Annotated in this window: 13 protein-coding genes; 8 read left to right on the top strand and 5 right to left on the bottom strand. The window is 51.4% G+C overall.

Going from position 1 to position 16,321, the window contains the following annotated elements:
- Positions 1-213: 213 nt before the first annotated feature.
- Together ptsP and ACO6UX_RS18310 are read right to left on the bottom strand one after the other, a co-directional pair.
- Positions 214-2,778: a phosphoenolpyruvate--protein phosphotransferase gene (gene ptsP, locus ACO6UX_RS18315; RefSeq protein WP_422449817.1), complete on the bottom strand. Its 2,565-nt coding sequence runs from the start codon at positions 2,776-2,778 to the stop codon at positions 214-216.
- Positions 2,775-3,224, bottom strand: a complete 450-nt coding sequence (locus ACO6UX_RS18310; RefSeq protein WP_422449816.1) for a glucose PTS transporter subunit EIIB — start codon at positions 3,222-3,224, stop codon at positions 2,775-2,777. Before ACO6UX_RS18310 ends, ptsP begins: the two co-directional genes overlap by 4 nt.
- A gap of 237 nt (positions 3,225-3,461) precedes the next feature.
- Between ACO6UX_RS18310 and nagB the strand changes: the two genes are divergently transcribed.
- From nagB to ACO6UX_RS18285, 5 genes are all read left to right on the top strand, one after another.
- Complete coding sequence (gene nagB / locus ACO6UX_RS18305; protein WP_422449815.1) at positions 3,462-4,262, top strand: glucosamine-6-phosphate deaminase; 801 nt, start codon at positions 3,462-3,464, stop codon at positions 4,260-4,262.
- 1 nt (position 4,263) lies between these two features.
- A complete protein-coding gene (gene nagA / locus ACO6UX_RS18300) occupies positions 4,264-5,454 on the top strand; it encodes an N-acetylglucosamine-6-phosphate deacetylase (protein ID WP_422449814.1) in 1,191 nt (396 codons plus the stop codon).
- Positions 5,451-6,668 carry an ROK family protein gene (locus ACO6UX_RS18295; RefSeq protein WP_422449813.1) on the top strand — a complete coding sequence of 406 codons (1,218 nt, stop codon included), beginning with the start codon at positions 5,451-5,453 and terminating at the stop codon, positions 6,666-6,668. Before nagA ends, ACO6UX_RS18295 begins: the two co-directional genes overlap by 4 nt.
- Positions 6,669-6,942: 274 nt before the next feature.
- Positions 6,943-7,110, top strand: a complete 168-nt coding sequence (locus ACO6UX_RS18290; RefSeq protein ID WP_422449812.1) for a hypothetical protein — start codon at positions 6,943-6,945, stop codon at positions 7,108-7,110.
- Between the two features lie 117 nt (positions 7,111-7,227).
- Positions 7,228-9,381, top strand: a complete 2,154-nt coding sequence (locus tag ACO6UX_RS18285; RefSeq protein ID WP_422449811.1) for an ankyrin repeat domain-containing protein — start codon at positions 7,228-7,230, stop codon at positions 9,379-9,381.
- Between the two features lie 101 nt (positions 9,382-9,482).
- Here ACO6UX_RS18285 and ACO6UX_RS18280 read toward each other — a convergent pair whose 3' ends face one another.
- Positions 9,483-9,914 (bottom strand): hypothetical protein, encoded by a 432-nt coding sequence (locus ACO6UX_RS18280; RefSeq protein WP_422449810.1) that lies wholly within the window; start codon positions 9,912-9,914, stop codon positions 9,483-9,485.
- Positions 9,915-10,163: 249 nt separating this feature from the next.
- Between ACO6UX_RS18280 and ACO6UX_RS18275 the strand changes: the two genes are divergently transcribed.
- Both ACO6UX_RS18275 and ACO6UX_RS18270 read left to right on the top strand, forming a co-directional pair.
- The gene (locus tag ACO6UX_RS18275) at positions 10,164-11,417 is read left to right on the top strand and encodes a sterol desaturase family protein (RefSeq protein ID WP_422449809.1); all 1,254 of its coding nucleotides are present in this window, start codon (positions 10,164-10,166) and stop codon (positions 11,415-11,417) included.
- Positions 11,418-11,592: 175 nt separating this feature from the next.
- Positions 11,593-12,081 (top strand): hypothetical protein, encoded by a 489-nt coding sequence (locus ACO6UX_RS18270; protein ID WP_422449808.1) that lies wholly within the window; start codon positions 11,593-11,595, stop codon positions 12,079-12,081.
- Here ACO6UX_RS18270 and ACO6UX_RS18265 read toward each other — a convergent pair.
- Both ACO6UX_RS18265 and ACO6UX_RS18260 read right to left on the bottom strand, forming a co-directional pair.
- Entirely contained in the window at positions 12,076-12,804 is a 729-nt protein-coding gene (locus ACO6UX_RS18265) for a hypothetical protein (RefSeq protein WP_422449807.1), read from the bottom strand. The genes ACO6UX_RS18270 and ACO6UX_RS18265 overlap by 6 nt on opposite strands.
- Positions 12,805-12,842: 38 nt before the next feature.
- A complete protein-coding gene (locus tag ACO6UX_RS18260) occupies positions 12,843-14,981 on the bottom strand; it encodes an FAD-dependent oxidoreductase (protein WP_422449806.1) in 2,139 nt (712 codons plus the stop codon).
- Positions 14,982-15,313: 332 nt separating this feature from the next.
- On the opposite strand from ACO6UX_RS18260, the gene hemB reads away from it, so the two are divergent.
- Positions 15,314-16,321, top strand: coding sequence for a porphobilinogen synthase (gene hemB, locus ACO6UX_RS18255; RefSeq protein WP_422449805.1), 1,008 nt, complete (start codon positions 15,314-15,316; stop codon positions 16,319-16,321).

The raw sequence follows: 16,321 nt of genomic DNA, 5'->3' as shown, positions 1-16,321 counted from the left end.
CCCTGCAGACATAAAGGTGTGAACAAAAAGTGCCGCCAACCAAATGGTGGGCATTATAATTGGACAGTAATTAACCGGCAGATGACCTGAATCAAGACCATGTGATTTAAAGTACAACTACGTACTAACTCAGGAAAACTACATATTTCAGACAGCAATAAAAAAGCCCCATGGCCAAAACCAGGGGGCTTTCAGAAAGACGATCGTCTGCGATCAGGCAGTCAAACTTCTTACGTCTTCTACTGAATCCAGAGTCAGCGCTTCACGGGCCAGGCTCTGGCAGTGCTTATAGTTCAGACTGCGAACACGGGCCTTAACCACCGGGATTGCCGGGACACTGATGGACAGTTCCTGAACGCCCAGGCCGACCAGGATAGGCACCGCATTCGGGTCACTGGCCAGGCTGCCACAGATACCCGTCCACTTGCCTTCTTTGTTGGCTGCTTTCACCGTCATATCGATCAGGCGCAATACTGCCGGGTGAAGACCATCGACCCGTGCCGCCAGTTTTGGATGACCACGGTCAACAGCCAGGGTGTACTGGGTCAGGTCATTGGTACCGATGGAGAAGAAGTCCACTTCTTTAGCAAAATGATCGGCCAGCAGCGCAGCGGACGGCACCTCAATCATAATACCCACTTCAACGGTGACGCCTGTCGTTTCCTGCTCTTCCAGCACCAGTTTTTTCACGGCACGGAATTCATCCAGGGAGCTGATCATCGGGAACATGATACGGGCATGACCGGCATGAGCCGCCTTCAGGATCGCACGAACCTGCTTGCGCAGCATGGTCGGACGGTTAATACCGATACGCACGCCACGTTCACCCAGGAACGGGTTCTCCTCTCTTGGCAGGGGCAGATAAGCCAGAGGCTTGTCACCACCGACGTCCAGAGTACGGATAATGACCGGACGGTCTTTACCCATAGCGTCCAGAATACCTTCGTAGGCTTTTATCTGCTCATCCATGGTGGGTTCGGTTGCACGTTCCATATAGAGGAACTCGGAACGCAGCAGACCTACCGCTTCAGCACCCATTTTGACCGCTTTTTCCGCATCGTCCTGGTTGGCGATATTGGCAGCGATCTCAACATGATGGCCATCCAGAGTCACCGCAGGCTGGTCCGCCACTTGCAGCGCCGCAGCATGTTCCGCCGCCGCACGTTCCTGGCGGGCAACGGTTCTGTCGATCTCTTCCTGAGTAGGATTAACCAGCATGTACCCCTTGTTGGTGTTCAGGATAACATCGGTACCGTTCTCATACTGACGAACACTGCCCGGTACGTTGACCAGGTAAGGAATACCCAGGGAACCGGCCAGAATCGCCGCATGGGAAGTCGCGCCGCCGTGCAGGGTCACGATACCAATCACGCGCTGGCGATCGAGAGTCACCACTTCCGAAGGCGTAATGTCTTCCAGACAGAGGATGGTGTTTTCCGGCAGCTGATCGGTGCCACCTTCAACGCCCATCAGGTAGCGCAGAACCCTAAGACCAACGTCTTCTACATCGATGGCCCGGGCCGCCAGCAGCGGGTTATCCAGCTTGCGCATTTCATCCGCTTCGGCCAGAAAACTTCGGTGCCATGCCCACATGGCGCTCTTGCCTGCTTCAATCAGTTCACGGGCACGATCACTGATCGCCGGGTCGTCCAGTAACTGCTGATGGGCAACAAATACTTCTGCATGACCACCTACATGATCCGCTTCCATTTTAGTCACCAGCTGCTGCAGGGACTCCCGGGCTTTTTGGATACCGTAGCCAAGCTGACCCAGTTCATCGCTGACACCAACACCCTCTTCCGGGTAGCTGGGCAGTTCATGAACCAGATGGTGCAGCTTGCCAATGGCCATACCCGGTGCCGCTTTAACGCCGGGTAAACGACCATCGGAGCCTTCTACCGGTCCAAGCAGTGGCGCTTCTTCTTCCATGGCTTCATCAGCGCCCGGCAGCACGTCGGCCACGGCTTCACCCAAACCACTGCGGAAACCATCCAGAATGGCTGCCATCGCTTCTTTGGCATCAGGGCCGGTGACGGTGATTTGCAGGTTAGAACCCAGCACCGTCTGCAGCCCCATCAGAGCAGTCAGACTGTTGGCCTTGCACTCTTTGCCAGTGTCTTTGTTCAGAATCATCACATCAGAATTGAAGCCTTTGATAATCTGAATCAGAGTGGCAGAAGGGCGGGCATGAAGACCCAATGGGTTCATCAACACAAAATCGTCTGTCAGGGTAATGCTGTCCTGGCGGCTGTATTTGCTCTCGGTGGACATCTCCTTTTCAGGCTCAGCCCCAATGGCAAATACGGTATCCTGCCCCGCTGTTACTTCGGTACGGGGATTTACCACCACACCGGTTTCCCCGGTGGTGATCATAATCGCGGTCTGCAGGCTGGCCGCCCTGGCTCCGACAAACTCGGGATCAAACGACAACAGCTGCTGACCAACAGACACTTTGTCGCCTATTTTAACGTTGGTCTCAAAGCCTTCACCACGCAGAACAACCGTATCGATGCCCACATGGATCAACACTTCCACACCGGAATCTGTCTTGATCGCCACGGCATGTCTGGCGTCATGGAGCTGGCTGATGGTACCGGCGCACGGTGCCAGTACCACAGAGTCCGTTGGGTTGATCACAATACCGTCACCGATCAGTCGACCAGCAAATACCGGGTCAGTGGATTCCTCGATGGATAACAGCATTCCGGACAGAGGCGCAACCAGTGACAGTTGGCAAGGTTTGCCCTCTTTTTTGACATCTTGATGGGAGAGCGTCATGCAGAAACCTCAACATTGGCAAGATCATCCGTCACCGGGATCTTTTTCATTTCATCAGCAATTATTTCAGCCTGGGGACCGACGACGATTTGCAGGTTCTTGTCACCCACACGAACCACCGCCGCTGCCCCCAGCGCCTTAATACGGTCATCACTGACGCTGGCCGTATCTTTCAGCGTCAGACGCAGGCGTGTGACACAGGCATCAATCTGAGTCACGTTCTGGTGGCCACCCAGCACTTTCAGGCACTGACGGGCGAACAGAGCAGTATCTTTTACTTCCACTTTTTTTTTCACTGTCTCCGTAGAAACAGCCGCCGCTACTTGCTGAGTCTGACGCGACTGGGTAGCACTCAGATCTCCAGTAGCCGCACTTTTCTTCACCTTACCGGCAAAGGGCTGCATCAGCGCCTTACCGAGTTTCTGCAAGTAACCAAAAATGTTCATGATTGATCAACCATTTAATTCTTTACAGTGAGAGTATGTCTCGTTCAGTGTGGCGCGGAATTTTACTGATTTATTTTTCCAAGAAAAATAAAAAAGCAAATACATTGACTCAGATCATTACTTAAAGACATTTTCTACCCGTTGAGCACATTGCCAACCGCCTTTATTTTTCATTAAAAAATAAATAAGCTATGACAACACCCCCTGAGCAGGTTAGAGAAGCCTGGAGTTCACGACATGCGCTTTATACCTCTGAAAAACAAGCCAGCCGTTGGTCGTTGGGCTGCTCGATACATTGTCAGCCGGATCAAGGCATTTAATCCGACCCCTGAACGCCCCTTTGTTCTCGGCCTGCCAACCGGCGGCACACCCATCCCGACATATCAGGAACTGGTTCGTCTGCACAGGGAAGGAGAAGTCAGCTTTGCCCATGTTGTTACCTTCAACATGGACGAATACGTTGGCCTGCCTGCCGATCACCCGGAATGTTACCGAATGTTCATGCACCGCCACTTCTTTGATCATATGGATATCCCGGCAGCAAACATTAACTTTCTGGACGGTAACGCAGAAAATCTGGAAGCTGAATGCCTGCGTTATGAAACAGCGATTAAACATTGTGGCGGTATTGAGCTGTTTATGGGTGGTGTCGGACACGATGGGCACATCGCATTTAATGAACCCGGTTCTTCACTATCCTCCCGTACCCGCCTGAAGACGCTGACCACGGAAACCCGTGAAGCCAACGCGCGCTTCTTTGATCAGGACATCAGCCAGGTACCAAAACTGGCACTTACCGTGGGTGTCGGAACGGTTCTGGACTCCCGTGAGCTGATGATTCTGGCCACGGGTTCTGATAAATCCCGTGCGGTTCAGGCCACGGTTGAAGGATCAGTCAACCATATGTGGACAATCTCAGCCCTGCAGCTTCATCCAAAAGCGACGATGATCTGTGATGACCCTGCCACCCTGGATCTGAAAGTTCGCACTCTGCGCTACTTCCAGGATATTGAGTCTGAAAACATCAGGGACTTTTGATATGTCTGCGGATCTGGTCATCAGCCCGGAAAAGAGTTACGCGCTGGTTAATTGCAAACCGTTAACCGGTGACCCGGAACAGTCGTCGTTTGATACCATCATTATAGAGAATGGCCGAATTTCGGCCATTGGCAAGGCGGAGGATATTGCCGGTGATCATCAGGGTGCTGATAGCCTGAAAAAAGTAGACCTCGGCGGTCTTACGTTAAGCCCTGGTTTTATCGACCTGCAATTAAACGGCTGCGGTGGTGTTCTTTTTAACAGTGATATCTCCATCAATACGCTGGATATCATGCACAAGACCAACCTTCGCTCAGGTTGTACGGCATTTCTTCCTACGCTGATTACCAGCAGTGATGAGGATATGCGACAAGCGGTCAAGGTCACCCGTGAATACATGGCCAGGCATCCGGATCGTGTACCCGGCATCCATCTGGAAGGCCCTTACCTGAACCCTCAGCGCAAAGGCATTCATGATCCGGACGTCATCCGTGGGCCATCCTGCGCAATGATCGATTTTTTCTGTGACAATGCCGACGTCATTGCCATGGTGACACTGGCACCGGAAGTCTGCCCTGAAGGCACCATTGAAACGCTGAGTAAAGCGGGCATTGTTGTGTCCATCGGCCACACCAATGCCACCTGTGCACAGGCTAAAGCGGCAGAACAGGCGGGGGCAACCTTTGCCACTCATCTGCATAACGCCATGAGCCCCCTGGGCAGCCGCGAGCCTGGTATGGTAGGTGCCGTCTTTGACAGCCATGCTATGGGTGCCGGTATCATTGCTGACGGTCTTCACCTGTCCTGGGAAAACCTGCGCATCGCCCATCGTCTGATGCAGGACCGTCTGGTGCTGGTGACCGATGCAACCACGCCGACCGGTACGGATATGGCCACCTTTGTCTTCGCCGGACAAACCATCTACCACCAGGATGGCAAGTGCTCCAATGCAGATGGCACCCTGGCAGGCTCCGCACTCACCATGATTGCTGCGGTCGCCAATAGCATTCGGGCAGGGATTGAGCCTCAGGCAGTGATTCGCATGGCTACCGTCAATGCAGCAAAAGCCATTCATATTGAAAGTCAGATGGGCAGCATTGCGGTTGGGCAGTTTGCCAACCTTGCCATTTTCGATGACAACTTTACCCTGCAGGGTACGGTGAGCGGTGGTGAGCTGAAACTACAAAAATGACGACAGTAATTGCTAATCTGGACTTTGTAAAAGAGCGGAACATTTCTGCTGTTTACCAAGCGATTGTTGATCATGGCTCCATCTCGAGAATCCAGATAGCCAGACAATGTCGTCTGGCTGCCGGTAGCGTGACCCGTATCACCCGACAACTGATGGAAGCAGGCCTGATTGTTGAACAGGAACAGCAGACCTCTGAACGGGGGCGTCGGGCCACATCGCTGGCTCCCCGGCAGGGCCAGATCCAGATTCTTGCGGCAAGGGCAGGCAGAACCAAACTCCACCTGGGGTTGTGTGACCTGTCAGGCAAGCTGCTGGCTGAGTACTCAGAGCCAATTCAGCCTTTGAATCAGGTTGAATTTACCAAACAGCTGATTGCCTCACTGAGAAAATTCCTCAAAACCCATAAGAAGTATATTCGTTGTCTGGCCGGTGTTGGCATCACAACGCCCGGGCTGGTCAATTCAGCCAAAGGGATTATTACTTTCATGCCCCACCTTTCGGTCAGCAATCTCCCTTTGGCAGAGCAGGTGTCTGACGCATTGGGGATTCCCTGCTTTATCAACAACTTTATTTCGTCCATGGCGCTGGCCGAGCACCACTTTGGTGTCAGCCGTGGATTTAGAAACAGCCTCTTTGTCAGCGTCCATAACGGGGTGGGAGCCGGTATGATTCTGGACGATAAGCTCTATGAAGGCAGCACCCTGGCCGTTGGCGAGATTGGCCATATTCAGATCGATCCGCTGGGAGAACGGTGTTACTGCGGTAACTTTGGCTGCCTGGAAACCCTGGTCTGTAATCCGGCCATAGAAAAGCGCTGTCATAAGCTGCTGGCGTCGGGTGTTCCCAGTCTGTTAAATAAGAGCCAGACAAAAAAGGCGGATATCCTGGCAATCTGTCATGCCGCGAACGAGGGCGATCAGCTGGCAAATGATCTACTGAAAGAAGCCGCCGGTAACCTTGGCAGGGCAATAGCCATGAGTGTCAACCTGCTGCGACCGGACACGGTGGTGCTTGCCGGTGAGATCTGTGCCGCCGCCACGATTATCCACCCGGTGATCAAACATTGTCTGAAAACGCAGACGGTTTCAATCAATGAAAACCTTGAAACCAGCGTCGTTTACTCAACGCTTTATGACAGCCCATGGTATGGCGGGTTTACCCTGGTAAGAAGGGCGCTTCTGGAAGAGGGGCTGCTATTGAAACTTATCCAGTAAGAAAGCGGGGAAGGGAGATATTGTTACTGTGAGCCAGGCTCGATTTTGCGATGCTATCAGGAAAAAAGCTGGCTGTTAAAGCCAGCAGTCAGTGCATCGAAAGGAACAGTCGTTGGCCATGAGGGCCCCAGCGAAGCCGTGAGGCCTAGGGCTTTGGGCTTTGGGCTTCCATAATTAAACATCTGTCGTTAATTTGGATCATTCAGCAATTCCATTTTCAAATAATCGAACTTATTTAGTAGGTTGTTGTCATAAACTAACGGAGGATATTGCAATGCAACCTATACAAGGCGCTTCATCAGCGGCAGTTACATCGCCGCAGGAACAAACCAACTCTTCAACATCAAATTCAGGTGCCTCACTTGACCCTCACAAAGTCTCCATTGCAGGACTCGATAAAGCAATTGTATTAATGCTGGTTTATAGCAATCGAAATGGCTAAAAGAATAATGAATTCAGCTGAATAGCAATTTGATAAAAACTCCAATAACTAATAAACCAGCTACTGACCATGCGAATAGTTGCCAACGATCTTCATCCATGTCATCAGGTTATAGTTATGAATACGATCCAGAGTGTTCCTTCCAGCTCCCATCCACAGCCTGTTGAGGCGCTGCCTTTGCAGGTTCTGGCGGCACCGGATACCGGGATAAGCGATGGTGATGACCGCTCTAATCCGTTGAACGAGGCATCAGTACTGGCCGCCTGCCGCAATAATAACCTGGTCTGGCTCCGGGAGTTACTGGCCGAAGACCCGGAACTGGCAAAACTGACAGCTCCGTCCGGCGCGACCAACCATCCGGTTTCTCCACTCCATATCACTGCCCAGGGAGGGCATAAGGAGGCTACAGAATACCTGCTGAATACAGCCTTGCAGGGTGTACCGGAGGCAGAAAAGGCTAATACCGCCATCATGCTCATGACGCTCCGTAATAGTAATGGCGTAACCCCGTTTTATCTTGCCGCTCAGAATGCCAATGAGTGGGTCTTGTTAACTTTCCTGAACTACCTGCTGACATTGCCTGAGGCAGATACTGCCAGGGCACTGGTGACGGTCATGAATACTGCCCGTAAAGATGGCCAAACCCCGCTGTGTATAGCGATCAAAAGAGGCGATGACCGGATGGTATGCTGCTTCCTGGAGGTCCTGAAATACTCACCGGAGGCCAAAAGAGCCGATACCATGATCAAGGTGCTGGCCCCTGACAGGCAGAGCGAGGGTAAGGGTGAGAGGCAGCCACTCCATTTGGCTGCCAGCATGGGCAATAGCGGGATCATCAAGTTATTGCTGGAGACTGTTTCAGCGGTACCGTCTTCAGAGCGGAGCAAGGTAGCCAGGGCGGTGGTGAATGCCACTGACGCCCATGGTGCTACGCCGCTAATCATTGCTGCACAAGGCAGGTTTGGCAGGATTGTCCAGTATATACTGGCGGTCATCAGTGAAGTGCCAGAGTCAGAAAGGGCCGGGGTTGGAAATGCGTTGGTGAATACCGCCAACAAAGATGGGGCAACCCCACTCTACGCAGCAACCTCGGTTAAAGACAGGCCTATTGTGTCGATGCTGCTGGCGCATGGTGCTGACCCGGAACAGGTAAAGGTTCGCTGCGCCCCGGGAACATACCGAAGATTGACTCCCCCCCGCCAGATGGCACCAGTACTGGCTGCCTGTAGTAATAATGACCTGGTCCGGCTCCGGGAGTTACTGACCGAAGACCCGGAACTGGCAAAACGGGCAGCCCCGTCCGACGCGACCAACCATCCGGTTTCTCCACTCCATATCACTGCCGGGGGAGGGCTTGTTGAGGCCACAGAATGCCTGCTGAATACGGCCTTGCAGGGTGTACCGCAGGCAGAAAAGGCAAATGTTGCCATCATGCTCATGACACCCCGCCATAGCAATGGCGAGACCCCGTTGCATCTTGCCGCACAGAATGCCAATGAGTCGGTCGTGTTAACTTTCCTGAACTACCTGCTGGCATTGCCTGAGGCAGATATTGCCCGGGCACTGGTGGCGGTCATGAATGCTGCCAGCAAAGACGGCCAAACCCCGCTGTGTAAAGCGATCAAAAGAGGTGATGACCGGGTGGTATGCTGCTTCATGGAGGCCCTGAAAAACTCGCCGGAGGCTAAAAGAGCCGATACCATGATCAAGGTGCTGGCCCCTGACAAACACAATGGGCGCAGGGGTGAGAGGCAGCCTCTCCATTTAGCGGCCAGCATGGGCAATAGCAGGATCATAAAGTCACTGCTGGAGTCTGTTTCAGCGGTACCGCAACCACAGCGGAGCAAGGTAGCCAGGCAGGTGGTTAATGCCACTGACGCTCATGGTGCTACGCCGCTATTCATTGCTGCACGAGGTGGGTTTGCCAGGATTGTCCAGTATATACTGGGGGTCATCAGTGAAGTGCCAGAGTCAGAAAGAGCCGGGTTTGGCAATGCGTTGTTGAATACCGCCAACAAAGACGGAGCAACTCCACTCTACGCCGCAACCTCGGCCAATGACAGGACTGCTGTGTCGATGCTGCTGGAGCACGGTGCTGACCTGGAACAGGCAAAGGTTCGCTGGGCCCTGGGCAAATACAAGAGAAGCCCCCCCCGTCAGGCAGCAGTCCAACGTGGTAACAGGAGTATCGTTGCCTTGATCGATAAAGCGATTCAGTCACGCAAGGCAACGGGGCTTCAGTCAGGAAAGGAACCTGCTGAGACTGTTTAGGGAAAAATTCTTTACGACGATTTTGGGTGAAAACATTCTTTAACGATGAGTAACAGGAAAAATAGCGCCATATAACATAATGACGCTCTTTTTCTTTCTCGTTATTTTGTCAGGCTCTGAATAGCCATTGCACCGACACCTTCGCCATTATCTCTGTCATATCGACGTGTATCTATGACATCTCCTGATATATTAGTTTTAATTGCTCTGCCCCGGACATATTCAAGATTCAGCGTTTCAGAAACCAGTGAACTCGCTTCATCAAGAGACATAAATTTATCAGAATCCTTAATCTTGAAGGTATACATGTTTGGAGGGTATGCGGGCGTAGGATTGTGTGACTCGGGAGGGCTATAAAAACTGCCCATCGGGTTACGGGCGTAATTATATAAAGCCATCAAGACTTGCCCCTTCTCCAAATTCACTATGGAGACTTTATGCCCTCCAAAAGCAGTGCCCGCAGCAGGAGCCTGAGAATCGCAGGAAGTATTTTTTGGAGTAGCCCCAGCAGCCTGGTTTGATAAAGGAGTCATAAATCACAAAAACATGAGTTTTTTTGGTACTTGGTACGACCCCAAAAAAAACAGAAAAGTTCATAAATGGGAATTTAAAATTTCAGACAACTGTAGTTGTCTAACCGGTCAACTACCGGTAAGAGGCTAATTCTGGTTCCAATCTAAAATCCAGGCAGCATAAGACGTGTTCAATTGATGAAAAACCATGCTTTTCGTTGGGACTCATGTTAAAAACAGGCCTATAACAACAATAATCAGGCTCGCCCCATGAATCCGATTGTGTACGCCATACCAATCTTCTTGCTGATGATCCTTGTTGAAGTGATCGCCACCATCATTCGCAAGAAGGATTACTATCGAATTAACGATGCCATAAACAGCCTGAGTACGGGGATGCTTAACGTCACCACGGGTGTTATTTTCAAACTGGGTATTTATACCCTTATTTATAATCATGCAGCGCTCCTGTCACTGGATAGCAACGCCCTCTGGGTATGGGTCCTTGGGTTTGTCTTGCAGGATTTTTTCTATTACTGGAATCATCGCAAAGGCCATGAAATCAACCTGCTCTGGGCCGCCCACTCGGTGCATCACCAGAGTGAGGAGTATAATCTGACCACGGCTCTGCGCCAGACCAGCACCGGCTTTCTGTTCTCATGGGTGTTCTACATTCCCATGGCCATTCTTGGCATCCCGCCTTATGTCTTTTTGACGGTAAGCCTGATGAATCTGCTTTATCAATATTGGGTGCATACCCGCCATATTCCAAAGCTTGGCTGGTTTGAACGGCTGTTTGTTACCCCTTCAAACCATCGGGTGCACCATGCCAAAAACCGGAAGTATCTGGATAAGAATTATGGTGGGGTATTTATTATCTGGGACCGGCTGTTTGGCACATTTATCGAAGAAGATGAAAACTATGAGCCCATCCGCTACGGCACGCTAACGCCTCTGAGAAGCTGGAACCCGGTGTGGGCAAACCTGCATCTTTATACCGGGATGTGCAGGGATGCCTTTAATACCAAAAGCTGGAAAGACAAACTCACACTCTGGTTCAGACGCACAGGCTATCGACCTGCGGACATCGCCTCACCGATGAAGATGCCGGATATTCACGGCTATAAGAACTATAACCCTGACGTCAGCATGGGCTTGAAAGTCTATGCACTGATCCACTTTGCCATGCTTGTGCTGGCAACCACGGTATTGTTAGCCATCAGCCACAACACGCCTTACGGCTTCAATGCACTCTGGACATTTGTTCTTGCACTGAACCTGATCGGTATTGGCTGGTTGCTGGAAAAATTCACCGGATTGATCGTTATTGAAGCCATACGCTTTGTATTTACCGGGGCAACCATCGTTGTATCCAATGGTATATGGATTGATCTGATGCCAGACTGGACCTGGCAGTTTGTTTTAGTCAGCGGAGTTATGTCTCTGCTGGTGCTGAAAACCAGTGGTATTGCCAGCCCTTCTGCCTATTCTATGATCCCGGACCCGACTGAAGCCCAGCCTTAATCTTTATTACCCACAGAACACTTATGCCTCCCGGCCTGTCCTGGCCAAGGGGCATATGGAACTTACCTGGCCGTACACAGTCTAAGTTAGAAAACGGCGTTCTCATAATAATTCCCCCCTGACAAAGTCTTTCGATATTTGAGGGCAAATTATTGAAATTTAAGGAATTTAAATAATGATTAACAACACAGTTGAAAATATTACTTATTATGTTAAAGCGGCAATAAAACTGCCGCTTAACATTGTGCGTTGGTTTTGTGGAAGAGTGGTGGCCATTGCCCACAATATTTCCAACTTCCTGTCAAAACGATCAGACCAAAATGACAGTTCTGACCTGCAACAAAAGGATATTTCGGATCGTACTGTTTCTTCATCCCACTCTCAGCCTATGTATCATGTAAGGGAGACCGTAACTACTGCAGTTTTTCCTTTTGGCAACCTGGAAAAAATACTGGATTGTCATAGCAGTGACTTTGAATCTGCCGAAGCATTTGCCCAGGAAAAAACGAGGCTTCTGCAGGAAGCGAAGTGGCTTCACATAAAGTGGAATGAGACTGACATGTTATGCCTGAAAATAATCACTAAAACGAATGCTGAAGGGAAACAGGTTACTTGCAGTTTGACCAAAGAAGTTGATCGAGCCAACAGCAGAACCCCTTCATGACCGTTGATTCTGCCCATACAACCGATAGGCTTCCAGGGCTGATGCCTCATCCACCAGCATTTTCTCAAATTGCCTCAGCTCTCCGGCCAGGGGAGAAGACGCTTTGGGTGCCTGCAGCTCAATTTTCAGATCATTTTCATGAATGATGGATAGCTTGAGATCATGAACAGCCTCAACGTAAGCTTCATCCGCCTGCCTGAAGTCACTGGCAACGTCTGCAGCAACACAGTCCTTGAGACAGTCAACCACCCGAGCCCGCTCTTCAGTAACCTTGGACTGCCCCCTGCCCTCCAGCAGGTCCAGCCAGAGCTGCGACTGCTCACAATCCAGCTGTAGCTTGCGTAACGCCTGATCACAGGCACCCTCAGCCTTGCCTTCTCCCAGGCGCTGCCAGGCCATTTGATTCTTCTGCTGGACCAGCGCAATCATCGTTCCAATCTTTTTCTGTTTATCAATGGGTTTGAGACGGGAGACCATCTTATAGACAGAGGTTGGCAGAAAGTTTTTTATTCTTGCCAGAAGGCTCTTGTTATTGGTTTTGAGACTTTTTCGGGAAGAAGGCTCAGCCAGCATAACACTTCGGTTCTTGAGGATTTTTTTCAGCTCTTTGAAGATTTTCTTATCTTCGCTGATGGCAGCCGACGCTAACCTTGGGCTGTTATTTACAGAATCCTTTGAGGGATCCTCTGTCGGGCCACCATCAGACGGGTCCGGGTCACTCATTAAACATCCTTATGTTTATAATGACCCCTTAATGATAGTCAATGGCGCATCCATGCGTGGTATTTTTCCACCAGCGACAATACACCCTGGGGTGCATGGGCTTTTTTCCACTCACCCGCAGCGTATTTGTTGGCTTCGCTCAGTGTCGGGTAGATATGAATAGTCCCCAGGATTTTATTAAGACCCAGACCGTGTTTCATGGCACTGATATACTCGGTAATCAGCTCACCGGCATGATAACCAACAATAGTGACTCCCAGGATCTTATCCTTGCCCGGCACGGTCAGCACTTTCACAAAGCCCCGTGCCTCTTCATCCGCTATGGCTCTATCCAGGTCATCAATACCGTATTTGGTCACTTCATAGGCAATGCCCTGTTCACGGGCCTCCTGCTCATTCAAACCCACTCTGGCCACTTCCGGATCGGTAAAGGTACACCAGGGAATTACTGAGTAATCCACTTTGAACTTTTTGAAACGGCCAAACAGTGCATTCACCGCACAATACCAGGCCTGATGTGCCGCCGTATGGGTAAACTGGTAAGGTCCTGCAACATCGCCACAGGCATAGATATTGGGGTAACGGGTCTGCATGTAGTCATTAACCTCAATGGTTCCCCGCTCAGTTAACTCGATACCCAGCGCTTCAAGGCCAAGATTTGCCGTATTGGCTTTGCGACCCGTGGCAAACAGGGCGATATCAAAGTCAATTTCTACGGTCTGACCGGCAAATTCCGCTGCCAGAAATTGACGCTCGACGCCGGTGTCCGGATCCGGCAACTTATGGAAAGAACGGGCTTCGTGTTTCAGCCTCAGGTCGACGCCATCCTGAATAAACTGATTCATCACCAGTTTTGAAACATCGTCATCTTCACGATGCAACAGCCGGGCTCCGTGATCCACCTGAATAACCTGAACCCCCAGCCTGGTGAAGGCCTGAGTCAGTTCACAGCCAATAGGGCCACCGCCAATCACCAGCATTCGACCGGGCTTCTTGCGCAAGCCCCAAATGGTGTCCGATGTGTAGTATTCGATTTGCTCAAGACCCGGCAGCGGTGGCACATAGGGGCGACCACCACTGGCAATGACAATATTTCGGGACGTGATTCTTTTACCATCCACTGCTACTTCCCAGGGGCTGATCAGCTGCGCGGAGCCACTGATACAGTTAACTCCCAGACCGGAATAACGCTCCACAGAATCGTGGGGCTCAACCTTGCCAACAACCTCCTGAACCCTCTCCATTACTTTGGCGAAATTAACCTGCCCGGACGCATGTTCTATACCGAACTCATCGGCCCGCTTCAGGTAATGGGCCATTTTGGCGGAGCGAATCAGGGCTTTGCTGGGCACACACCCGGTATTCAGGCAATCGCCCCCCATTTTATGCTTTTCAATCAGTGATACTTTGGCCTTGACCGCCGCAGCAATATAGCTGCTGACCAGCCCGGCAGAACCGGCACCAATCACGGTCAGGTTATTATCAAACTGTGCAGGCTGCGGGTAGCTGCGATATAAACGACGACGTCTTAACCACTCCATCACCATTCTGGCAATCCAGGGGAAAATACCCAAAAGTACAAATGAAGCGATCAATGGTGGCGTTAAAATCCCTTCAAGAGACAGCTCCTCCACCAGACCAAGCTGGGCACCGGCATTGACGAAAACCGCCGTGCCCGGGAGCATTCCCAGCTGACTGACCAGGCTGAAGGTCAGGACCCGCATGGAGGTCAGCCCCATCACCAGGTTGATCACAAAGAAAGGCACCGCCGGAATCAGTCGGAGCGTTGCCAGATAAAAGGCTCCGTCCTTGTTCACGCCGTTGTTAATGGTCTCCAGATAACCGGAAAACTTTTGTGCTACCCAGTCTCTTAATAAGGTTCTGGAAAACAGAAAAGCCAGGGTGGCTCCCAGGGTGCTGGCAAAAGAGACCAGCAACACACCATGAAACAGGCCAAAAATGGCCCCCGCCACCACCGTAAGCACTGCCGCTCCCGGCAGTGACAGGCCGGTTACCGCTACGTAGATGATAAAGAAAGCGACAGCCGTCAGTACCGGATCATCACGATAAAGGCCCTGAAAGAAATCACGGGTCAGGTATTGCTGACCGTCCAGGGCGTAAAACGCACCAATTGCTGCGGCCAGCACTGTCAGCAAAAGCCATTTCTTGTTATTCATAACACCTTCCAGAGCTACAAACATCTGTTTGATACGACAATCCCTGCAAAATCATACGTTTTTTCCCGTATAATGCCAGCCATTATTGTCAAATTAGAAACTGTGGCTGTTTGGCCTGTTGACGCTTCGTTGCGACCCGGCCCTTAAGTAGTTAACCAAATGAAATCATATATTTCTGACTAAGTTGTCAGTCACTCTGCGGCGTTGCAACTCCGGTCACATAGCTACGGCTATGCTCCCTACGTTGCGCCTTGCATAGCAACTGCCCACTTAGCCAGAAATATACGATTCCATTTAGTTAACTACTTACAACCTCAAAAGGATAAAGAAGTATGATTCATCGCCCTTTTCCTGCTGCCCGCCCAAGACGGATGCGCTACAACGACTTCTCCCGCCGTCTGATGCGCGAAAGTCAGCTTTCCGTGGACAACCTGATTTATCCACTGTTTATTGTGGACGGTGATCAGCAGCGCCAGGCCGTTGCGTCCATGCCCGGTGTTGAGCGCCTCAGCATTGATTTACTGCTTGAGGAAGCCGCTGAGCTGGTGGCGCTGGGCATTCCGGCCATTGCCTTGTTTCCCGTAACACCCGCTGACAGGAAGTCTGAGCTGGCGGAAGAAGCCTGGAACCCACAAGGCCTTGCCCAGCGCGCGGTTCGAGCGCTGAAAAACCAGTTCCCGGAGCTGGGTGTGATTACCGATGTCGCACTGGATCCCTTTACTTCCCACGGTCTTGATGGCCTGACCAATAAAGAGGGTTATGTGGTCAATGATGAAACGGTTGAGGCTCTGGTCCGTCAGGCCCTGTCCCACGCCGAAGCCGGCGCAGACATTGTGGCCCCGTCAGACATGATGGATGGCCGGATTGGTGCCATCCGCCAGCGCCTGGAAGAAGAAGGCCATATCAATACCCGCATTCTGGCTTACTCAGCCAAATATGCCTCCAATTACTACGGCCCGTTCCGGGATGCGGTGGACTCGGCCGGTAACCTCGGCAAAAGCAATAAGTTCAGTTTTCAGATGGACTTTGCCAACAGTGATGAGGCAATCCACGAGGTGGCTGCCGACCTGGCAGAGGGTGCCGATATGGTGATGGTAAAACCAGGCATGCCCTACCTGGATATTGTTCGCCGGGTTAAGGATGAATTCAAGGTCCCGGTCTTTGCCTACCAGGTCAGTGGTGAATACGCCATGCACAAGGCAGCGGCGGCCAATGGCTGGCTTAATGGCGATGCCGTGATGCTGGAATCCCTGATGTGTTTTCGCAGGGCCGGTGCGGATGCCATTCTGACCTATTTTGCCAAGGATGCGGCAAGAGCGCTCCGTAAAATGAACTCTTGA

Origin of the sequence: Endozoicomonas sp. ALB091 (assembly GCF_049310265.1) — a bacterium.
GTDB lineage: Bacteria > Pseudomonadota > Gammaproteobacteria > Pseudomonadales > Endozoicomonadaceae > Endozoicomonas.
Note: the sequence above shows the minus strand (reverse complement) of the source record. Positions and strands in the feature narration are given on the sequence as shown.